The sequence below is a fragment of the Cronbergia sp. UHCC 0137 genome, from assembly GCF_034932285.1.
GTDB lineage: Bacteria > Cyanobacteriota > Cyanobacteriia > Cyanobacteriales > Nostocaceae > Cronbergia.
The window spans coordinates 55114-63764 of sequence record NZ_JAYGHC010000019.1; the positions used below are offsets into that span (position 1 = coordinate 55114).

General features: G+C 42.0%; 10 protein-coding genes. 3 read left to right on the top strand and 7 right to left on the bottom strand.

The genetic code is table 11. The features are described from left to right. Nucleotides 1–26: 26 nt before the first annotated feature. Both ndhI and nuoH read right to left on the bottom strand, forming a co-directional pair. Nucleotides 27–611: an NAD(P)H-quinone oxidoreductase subunit I gene (ndhI, locus tag VB711_RS11780; protein WP_323286204.1), complete on the bottom strand. Its 585-nt coding sequence runs from the start codon at nt 609–611 to the stop codon at nt 27–29. Between the two features lie 154 nt (nt 612–765). Beyond that, nucleotides 766–1884 (bottom strand): NADH-quinone oxidoreductase subunit NuoH, encoded by a 1119-nt coding sequence (gene nuoH, locus VB711_RS11785; RefSeq protein ID WP_323286205.1) that lies wholly within the window; start codon nt 1882–1884, stop codon nt 766–768. 367 nt (nt 1885–2251) lie between these two features. Between nuoH and VB711_RS11790 the strand changes: the two genes are divergently transcribed. Next, a complete protein-coding gene (locus tag VB711_RS11790) occupies nt 2252–2380 on the top strand; it encodes an alpha/beta hydrolase (protein WP_323286206.1) in 129 nt (42 codons plus the stop codon). On the opposite strand, the gene VB711_RS11795 is transcribed toward VB711_RS11790, so the two are convergent. The 4 genes from VB711_RS11795 to VB711_RS11810 form a co-directional block, all read right to left on the bottom strand. Beyond that, nucleotides 2377–3513, bottom strand: a complete 1137-nt coding sequence (locus VB711_RS11795; RefSeq protein WP_323286207.1) for a citrate synthase — start codon at nt 3511–3513, stop codon at nt 2377–2379. The genes VB711_RS11790 and VB711_RS11795 overlap by 4 nt on opposite strands. 223 nt (nt 3514–3736) lie before the next feature. Next, nucleotides 3737–4231, bottom strand: a complete 495-nt coding sequence (sixA, locus tag VB711_RS11800; RefSeq protein ID WP_323286208.1) for a phosphohistidine phosphatase SixA — start codon at nt 4229–4231, stop codon at nt 3737–3739. A 221-nt stretch (nt 4232–4452) separates the two neighbouring features. Next, the gene (locus VB711_RS11805) at nt 4453–5502 is read right to left on the bottom strand and encodes a DUF1611 domain-containing protein (protein WP_323286209.1); all 1050 of its coding nucleotides are present in this window, start codon (nt 5500–5502) and stop codon (nt 4453–4455) included. Further along, entirely contained in the window at nt 5486–6538 is a 1053-nt protein-coding gene (locus VB711_RS11810; protein WP_323286210.1) for a dipeptide epimerase, read from the bottom strand. The genes VB711_RS11805 and VB711_RS11810 overlap by 17 nt, the downstream gene beginning before the upstream one ends. A 212-nt stretch (nt 6539–6750) precedes the next feature. Here VB711_RS11810 and VB711_RS11815 point away from each other — a divergent pair, with 212 nt between their 5' ends. After that, nucleotides 6751–7302: an NUDIX hydrolase gene (locus VB711_RS11815; protein WP_323286211.1), complete on the top strand. Its 552-nt coding sequence runs from the start codon at nt 6751–6753 to the stop codon at nt 7300–7302. Nucleotides 7303–7516: 214 nt separating this feature from the next. After that, entirely contained in the window at nt 7517–7948 is a 432-nt protein-coding gene (locus VB711_RS11820; RefSeq protein ID WP_323286272.1) for a nucleoside deaminase, read from the top strand. 170 nt (nt 7949–8118) lie between these two features. On the opposite strand, the gene folB is transcribed toward VB711_RS11820, so the two are convergent. Next, nucleotides 8119–8478 carry a dihydroneopterin aldolase gene (folB, locus tag VB711_RS11825; protein ID WP_323286212.1) on the bottom strand — a complete coding sequence of 120 codons (360 nt, stop codon included), beginning with the start codon at nt 8476–8478 and terminating at the stop codon, nt 8119–8121. Nucleotides 8479–8651: the final 173 nt, after the last annotated feature.

Sequence of the window (8651 nt, forward strand, 5' to 3'; positions counted from 1 at the left end):
TTTGACAAATTTTCAGTGGGAATTAATTAGTTACTACCTGTTTCTACAAGGTCTTCTGGACGCGCACCAACACGAGGAGCATCGGCTGGTACACCGTGAGGTTCGAGAACTCCTTTAGGCAGGTATACCAATTCCCGTAATGGTGTCACCATAGGATCGTCGGTGACTTTGTAGGGTAAACGTCCTAATGCTACACTGTCGTAGTTTAGTTCGTGGCGATCGTAGGTGGCAAGCTCATATTCTTCTGTCATTGATAAACAGTTGGTTGGGCAATATTCCACACAGTTACCGCAGAAAATACAAACTCCAAAGTCGATGCTGTAGTGATTGAGTTTTTTCTTTTTGGTAGCTTTGTCAAATTCCCAATCAACTACAGGTAAGTTAATGGGACAAACACGAACACAGACTTCACAAGCAATGCACTTGTCAAATTCATAGTGAATCCTGCCGCGAAACCGTTCACCAGGAATCAGTTTTTCGTAAGGATATTGTACGGTTATTGGTCGGCGCTGCATGTGGTCAAAGGTGACAGACATACCTTGGCCGATATAACGAGCAGCTTGGGCGGCTTCTTTGGCATAATCGCCAACTTGTTTCAGGAACTTTAGCATTTGTAGTGTCTCTACTCCTTTCAGGTGACAGGGGGCAGCGGTTCGGCTTCGCTCACCGACCGGGGGCAGGGGACAGAGGGCAGAGGGCAGAGGGCAGAGGGCAGGAAAGCATATTTAATTTAGCAATCACCCATTACCAATCACCCATTACCAATTACCCACCAAAAGCGAATGGAAAAGCTAATTTCAGGGCGGCGGTTAGTAGGAGGTTAACTAAACCAATTGGTAATAAGAATTTCCATCCTAAATCTAACAATTGATCAATCCGTACCCTGGGTAATGTCCAACGAATCAGGATGGCGATAAATACTAGGAAATAGGCTTTGAGTACGGTCATGGTAATGCCTAATGCGGCTGTTACCACTTGTACTATAGGCTCGGTTTCGCTAACTCCTAGCCAACCATTGATCAAGTTGAGGGGAATGGGGAAATCCCAACCACCAAGGTATAAAATTGCTACAAGTAGGGAAGAAAGGATCAAATTAACGTAGGAACCAAGGTAAAATAAACCGAATTTCATTCCTGCGTATTCAGTTTGATATCCTGCAACTAATTCTTCTTCTGCTTCTGGTAAGTCAAAGGGTAAGCGCTCGCATTCCGCAAGGACGGCTATCCAAAAGATCAGAAACCCGGCAGGTTGTCGCCAAATATTCCAGCCCAGGATACCATAGCCTGATTGTTGATTGACAATATCAATGGTGCTGAGACTGTTGGACATCATAGCGATCGCTAACACACTCAATGCCAAAGGTATTTCGTAGCTAATTGACTGTGCAGCCGCCCGTAAACCTCCCAACAGGGAGTATTTATTATTAGAGGCGTACCCTGCCATCAACAAGCCAATGGGCTGAATGCTAGATAAAGCAATCCACAAGAAGACCCCCATTCCCAGGTTAGTAATGACGATATTCTGTCCAAAGGGGATAATGAGAAAGGATAGAAATACCGGAATTACGACAATAATTGGTCCGAGAGTGAATAGCCAGCGATCGGCTTTGGCTGGGACTATATCTTCTTTAAAGATTAGCTTCAGACCATCGGCTACAGGCACTAGCAACCCAAAAGGCCCTTGGTATTCAGGACCAATCCGTTGCTGCACTGCGGCGGAAATTTTCCGTTCTAGCCAGGTAGCAACCAATACTCCCACCGTAGCACCAATCAGCATTAACACCATTGGCAATGGCATCCAAAGTGCCTTGGCAGCCCCTGGTGGTATTCCTAAATCCTTGACGGATTCAATAAAAGTTCCTTGGAGGTCAATTCCTGCATTCATTTTGGGTACTCTTTAAGTCAACTCAAGGATGAGGGATGAAATGTGAATTATCAAGGGTGAATAATGGTTCTTATCCTTCATTTTTCAACATTTATCCCTAATCCTCCATTCTTTTAACAATCTCTGCTGAGATGATGCCTAATTGTAAATTTGTTGCCAGTCCATGAGTTTAGTATATCCTTGGATGGTTTTGACCCCATGCACCAAGATGACAACTTCTATTTATGGTTGGGATAGAAAAGGGGCAGGAGGCAGGGGGCAGGGGGCAGGGGGCAGGAGAGGCAGGGGAGGCAGGGGAGGCAGGGGGCAGGGGGGGGAATAATTAATTTATTACCAATCACGAACACGGATTTAACGGATTACACAGATGACACGGATTTCAAGATTACCCATCACCCATCACCCATCACCCATCACCCATCACCCATCACCCATCACCCATCACCCATTACCCATCACCCATCACCCATCACCCATTACCCATCCCCAAAATTAACGTTGGTCAATGGGAGTGTAGGGAAATTCGTGATGACCGTTATAAACTTGGGTAGGACGGAAAATGCGGTTTTCTGCTAGTTGTTCTTTCCAGTGGGCTAACCAACCGGCAACACGAGCGATCGCAAAAACTGGTGTAAATAAGTCTGTAGGAATCCCCATTTTCCTATACACCAAACCAGAATAAAAGTCAACATTAGGATAAATTCCTTTACTGCCAACTTTATCCGCCATGATCCGTTCCATTTCTAGGGCAATTTCGTAATAACTGTCATACCCAAACTTGTCAAACAACTGTTCTGCCAATTGTTGCAAGATGGTCGCCCGTGGATCTTTCACTTTATAGACACGATGCCCAAAGCCCATAATTTTTGCTTTGCTTTCTAGACACTCATCTATATAAGCAGGGACTTTATCCACAGAACCAATTTTTTCCAACATCTCAATTACTTCTTCATTAGCGCCACCATGCAGGGGTCCCCCCAAAGTTCCCACGGCACTGGCTACTACGGCATAGGGGTCAGTCAAGGTAGAAGCTGTCACCCTAGCACTGAAGGTAGAAGCATTCATTGTATGCTCAACATGAAGGATCAAGCAGATGTCAAAAATCTTTGCTGCTAAAGGATCTGGTTCTTTCTCGTTGAGCATATACAAGAAATTGGCAGCATAATCTAAATCATCGCGGGGCTTTACAGGATCGTTACCTTTCCGCATCAACTGAAAAGCCGCTACCATTGTCGGAATAGTAGCCATCAAACGTACAACAGAATCCCGAATATAGACGGGGTTGTGTAGGTCACGACGTGAATAAAATAAACCTAAAGCAGCAGCAGAGGCTTGCAGTGCATCCATTGGGTGGCCGCTTTCGGGAAAGCATTTCATCATGTCCCGAATCCGATATTTAATCCGCCTACTATGGAGGACTTCATGCTCAAAAGCTTCCAGTTCGGTCTTGCTTGGCAGTTCACCCCAAATTAAGAGATAAGCAGTTTCTAGGAATGTACTCTTTTCTGCTAATTCCTCAATCCGAATGCCACGATATTCTAATATTCCCTTTTGCCCATCTACATAACTGATACTTGATTGGGCGGCGGGAATGCCTTCTAACCCAGGCTTGTATTCGCACACCATCATGGCAACACCATTTACTTTGTGAAATATCTGATCACGTTACCTTATAGCAGGAGTCAGGAGTCAGGAGTCAGGAGTCAGGAGTCAGGAGTAAAACCCTGTTTTAGCCGGACTTACATCATAAATTGATGTCCTAAATACCTTGTCCACTGCTATACCAGAAATCATTTTTTGCCATAACAGTATCTGTTCTCACAACCATTCGTTAAGAAAGGTTGAAAATCTGTTACAGTAGGTATTTGGGCGATGTCAACCAAAACATCTGACTACGACCCAAAGGAGAACCTGTTTCTGGTAGTTTTATCCCAATCATACCTGCTTTTTTCAGGACTAGACGCTCTTTGACTTCCCCCCACAGGAGAATTTCTGCCCAACTGCTCAAACAAGGTTCATGTCCCACTAGCGCGAGTTGGGTTTTAGCCGGGTAATTTTGGGGATAATACCAATCTTTTAGCCAATTTTCGATGTTACCGTCGGGGGCAAGGTGGCTAGATTCTTCTAGTTGAGAACTGAGTTTAGCTGCAATAAGTATTTCTGCGGTTTGTCGAGCGCGGCTTAGGGGACTCGTGAGTATTAAATCAAAGTTAAGTTCTAGTTTTATCAATTTTTGGGCTACTTTCTCAGTTTTTTGTCGTCCTTCTTTGGTAAGTTGGCGTTCTTGATCTTTTAGCCCTGGTTGATGTTCTTCGGCTATGCCATGACGGATTAAGTATAATTCCATATTTGATCACGAATTAATTTTGGTAATGGGTAACGGGTAATGGGTAATGGGTAATGGGTAATGGGTAATGGGTAATAAAAAATTTATTCTTCCCCTGCTTCCCCTGCCTCCTCTGCCTCCCCTGCCCCCTGCCCCCGGTCACTGAGCGTAGCCGTAAAGCCTAACGGCATAGCTGACGCTTTCCGCGAAGCGTCTCGAAGAGAAGTGCTGCCTCCTGCTTCCTAAGAACGGGACATCACGGCATCTAAGAGAACTCCAGCGCCAAAGCGGACAGGATCGGTGCAAGGTAAACCTGTTTGGTTTATAGTTTGAGCGATCGCTTCTTTTGCTGCTATTTCATCTAAATCTTTTGTATTTAAGGCTACTCCCACCACAGGCACAGTCCCAAATGCACCCCCCGCACTAGCGACGGTTTCATATAGTTTAATTACTTCTGGTAATGGGGGAATTTCTACCTGGGGACAATTTTTAATATGAGTTTGTCCGGCTTTATGAACTAATATCATCTGGGTTGGTTGAGAACCACGAATTAAAGGTAAGGTTGCCGTTGAACCAGGATGTAATAAAGAACCTTGTCCTTCAATTTGCAAAATATCGTAATTCTTACCAAACCGCATCACAATCTGTTCTACGGCACCAGCCGCAAAATCTACTCGCACGGCATCCAAGGCTACTCCGTCACCTTCTAACATCAATCCAGTTTGTCCTGTGGCTAAAAACTTAGAACGCCAACCCCGCAATTTTGCCGCCCAATGTAATTCTAGGCTAGTTGACATTTTACCAATAGCCATGTCCGTTCCTACGGTTAATATTCGCCGACAGGGGAGAGTCCTTGCTATCCCTGATGCAATATCTAAATTACCTGGTTCTTTTCGCACATCCCAAATTAATTGTCCTGGTTTCAACAGAGCATTCAATTCTGGTATATTAGCCAAGGGTGTGTGCAAGCCATTAACTATCGACATTCCGGCTTTGAGTGCATCTTTGATTTCTATCCAATAATCATCTGGTATAGCGCCACCTTTGGGAGCAATCCCAATTACCAAAACTTCCGGCTGGAAGTGCAAAGCGGATGCTACTGATGCTACAATGGGTACATCCCGTTTAATGCCTGTTAATTCTAGTAATGATTTACCACTAGATTCCCGGTCTATCACGGCGACAATGGGGGATTCACTGTAGCGTAAAATCGACAAACCTGTTTTACCACCAGTTCCATCTAGTCCCTCGTGTAGTAAAACTGCTATTCTTTGATTAAGCGCCAAACGCACTGTATTGTACCCCCAAACCTGGTAAATTGTTAGGCAAAACTCGTCCTGCTTCCACCACTGCACCCATAAAAGGGTCATCAATTAAATTTAAATGACTGTCTAAATCTAAATAATCAGCTAAGGGTGCAAGTTGTAAGGCTGCTGTGTTGGCTAAAGAACTATCAGAATAACAACCAAACATTACTTGTAATTTATGCGCTTTGGCTGTATGCACCATTCTCAATGCCTCTGTTAAACCACCGGATTTCATTAGCTTGATATTAATACCATCTACAAATTGAGCTAACTGGGGAATATCGGCACTGGTGAAACAACTTTCATCGACAAAAATGGGTAGAGGTGAATGTTGTTTTAGGGTGGCTAAACTTGATTCTTGACCGCGCGGGAGTGGCTGTTCTACATATTGTATCCCTAAATCGGCCAACCAATTACACATAGCGATCGCATCCGTTAAACTCCAACCTCCATTAGCATCAACAAATACTTGTGATCCTGGTGCTTCTGCTTGCACAGCTAAAAGCATTTTTTTATCTGCCTCTATTCCCTCTGGATTCCCTAATTTAACTTTCAATAGGTGAACATCCATAAATTCTAACCAGTCTCTTACCCTAGCCCTAGCTTTTTCAGGAGAATTAATCCCAATTGTCACTGAAGTTGGTACAATTTTCTGGGGATTTAGTCCCCACATTTTCCATAAGGGTAATCCTACACGCTTACCCAACCAATCATGCAATGCTATATCTAAGGCTGCCCTGACTGCGGAAGGAATTTGATTTTGTGTAAGCACTGTTTCAATTTCCTGTTGTTGCCAAGGGCTAAATGATTGTAACACAGGGGAGATTTGCAGTAACCCATCTCTAATTATATCTGTTGACTGTCTTTGATTACCCACGCCAAAAGGTGAAGCTTCCCCCCAGCCTTCAATGTCATCTTCAACAATTTTTACCCATACATTTGTGGTCTGTGCCGTTGTTCCCCGGCTAATTGTTAATGGAAAACGTTTGTTTACGGTAAATACTTTGACATCTATTTCCATAGATATACTAATTTATAAAGTTCGAGTAGGAGTACAGTGTATGTTTAAAGTTTAGTTTAATTGATCAATCTGTTATACTTTTTTACAAAGAAAGGGAACAGGGAACAGGGAACAGGGAACAGGGAACAGATAAGAAACTAAAGTTTCAGAGTTTAAAGCTCAGTCAAAAAAAGATGTTTTTAAAATATGACGGTTGGAAAACTAATCAAAATATGAATAATTTACAAAAATGGAATCTCTTACAATCAAATATGGTCTTAGATCATCCTTGGTGTAAAATCAGAAGAGATGAAATAGAGTTACCTAATGGTAAAATTATAGATGATTATTTTGTCAACATTAAGCCAGATATTGCTTTCATGTTACCGATCACAAGTAGTCAAGAGATTGTTTTTGTTAGGCAATACAGGCACGCTATAGGGGAATTTTTTATAGAGTTGCCAGCAGGAAGCTTTAATCCTGAAAAAGAAAAGGCAGAAACAGCAGCAATCAGGGAACTAGAAGAAGAAACCGGTTATATTGCCGAAAATGTCCAGAAAATAGCTACTTTTTACGGCGCACCAAGTAAAGATACCAATCAAATTCATTTGTTTTTAGCTGAAAATGTGATCAAATCTGGTAAACAAAATTTAGATATCACCGAAGAAATTGAAGTTATTTTAATTCCTAAAAATTTAGTTTTACAGAAGATTACTCAAGGTGAGATTTCGGTATCGGGAACAGTAGCGGCTCTTTTTTTAGGTTTAAATTTTCTTGCATCTTGACTGATATTGCTGATATAATTATTTACTCATCTAACATATTCTTTTAAGGAAGAGGGTACCATGTTTCCGAAATTGGTGTTGCTGAGTGAAAGTATGATTTTATTTCACGCAGAGGCGCAGAGACGCAGAGAGTAAGAGTTTGGGAGATGAAATTTTTGACTTTCATACCTCAATTCAGCAACGCCCCGAAATTAATCCTATAAATCCTAATCAAATGGACAAATTTATTCAAGCTGCAATTACCGAAGCAAAACAAGGTAGACAAGAAGGTGGTATTCCCATTGGTTCTGTGCTTGTTAAAGATGGTAAAATTATCGGTAGAGGACACAATAAACGAGTGCAAGACGGTGATCCTATTACCCATGCTGAAATTGATTGTTTGCGTAATGCTGGCAGAATTGGCAGTTATAAAGGCACAACTTTATATTCAACACTGATGCCATGTTATTTGTGTGCAGGTGCAGTGGTACAATTTGGAATTAAAAAGGTTGTTGCTGGAGAATCAAAAACTTTTCCCGGTGCGAAAGAGTTTATGGTATCTCACGGTGTGGAGGTAATTGATTTAAATTTAGATGAATGTCAACAAATGATGAGTGAGTTTATTCAAACTAACCCCGAACTTTGGAATGAAGATATTGGTAAATAGATAATCACAATTATTATAGCGAATACCAAGCTGATCGTCAAGGAATTTAGCCAAAAAAGTATTTATGTGTCTTTAGTACAAACTTACTATTTATATGGTATAAATGTATTAATGATAGTTTACTGTCAGTACGCGTTCCAGAATATCCCTTGGTTGGTCGCCGGGGGATTTTATTTACTTTTAGTGATTTCAATGCTAATTTTACCGTTAAAGTCGGGAATGGGTGCGGCTGGTTTGCTGAGAAGGACTTGCACTTTTGTCACGCGATCGCTATCGTAAAGAAGAGTATGAGCGATCGCACCTGCTAATTTTTCCAGTAAAGCACATTTAGATGTTTTGACCAGGTTTTGAACTAAACTAATAGTGCGACGATAATCTAGGGTATCTGCAATTGCGTCGGTTTCGGCTGCACGAGAAAGATCCAACCATAGTTTTACGTCCACTTCAAACCATTGTCCTAGCACCTGTTCTTCTGGTAAAAACCCGGTGTAGCCGTAGCAGCGAATCCCTGTTAAATGAATGGAGTCCATAAGTAATTATGTTTCACGCAAAGTCGCAAAGGTAAGAATAAGTTTCATACCTGAGTTCGGCAAGGTCTAAATAATTTTACCCGATTTTTAAAGTTAAATATACACTTTAATAAAATACTAACTAGGACTTGCTGAAAAGGTTTTTTGGTTAGGGCTAGGAGTCAGGAGTCAGG

Bases quoted from the DNA above. Each gene is read 5' to 3' on its own strand.
- folB (WP_323286212.1), bottom strand. From the start codon at position 8,478: ATGGACTCCATTCATTTAACAGGGATTCGCTGCTACGGCTACACCGGG.
- VB711_RS11795 (WP_323286207.1), bottom strand. From the start codon at position 3,513: ATGATGGTGTGCGAATACAAGCCTGGGTTAGAAGGCATTCCCGCCGCC.
- VB711_RS11820 (WP_323286272.1), top strand. From the start codon at position 7,517: ATGGACAAATTTATTCAAGCTGCAATTACCGAAGCAAAACAAGGTAGA.
- VB711_RS11815 (WP_323286211.1), top strand. From the start codon at position 6,751: ATGAATAATTTACAAAAATGGAATCTCTTACAATCAAATATGGTCTTA.
- sixA (WP_323286208.1), bottom strand. From the start codon at position 4,231: ATGGAATTATACTTAATCCGTCATGGCATAGCCGAAGAACATCAACCA.
- VB711_RS11790 (WP_323286206.1), top strand. From the start codon at position 2,252: ATGACACGGATTTCAAGATTACCCATCACCCATCACCCATCACCCATC.
- ndhI (WP_323286204.1), bottom strand. From the start codon at position 611: ATGCTAAAGTTCCTGAAACAAGTTGGCGATTATGCCAAAGAAGCCGCC.
- nuoH (WP_323286205.1), bottom strand. From the start codon at position 1,884: ATGAATGCAGGAATTGACCTCCAAGGAACTTTTATTGAATCCGTCAAG.
- VB711_RS11810 (WP_323286210.1), bottom strand. From the start codon at position 6,538: ATGGAAATAGATGTCAAAGTATTTACCGTAAACAAACGTTTTCCATTA.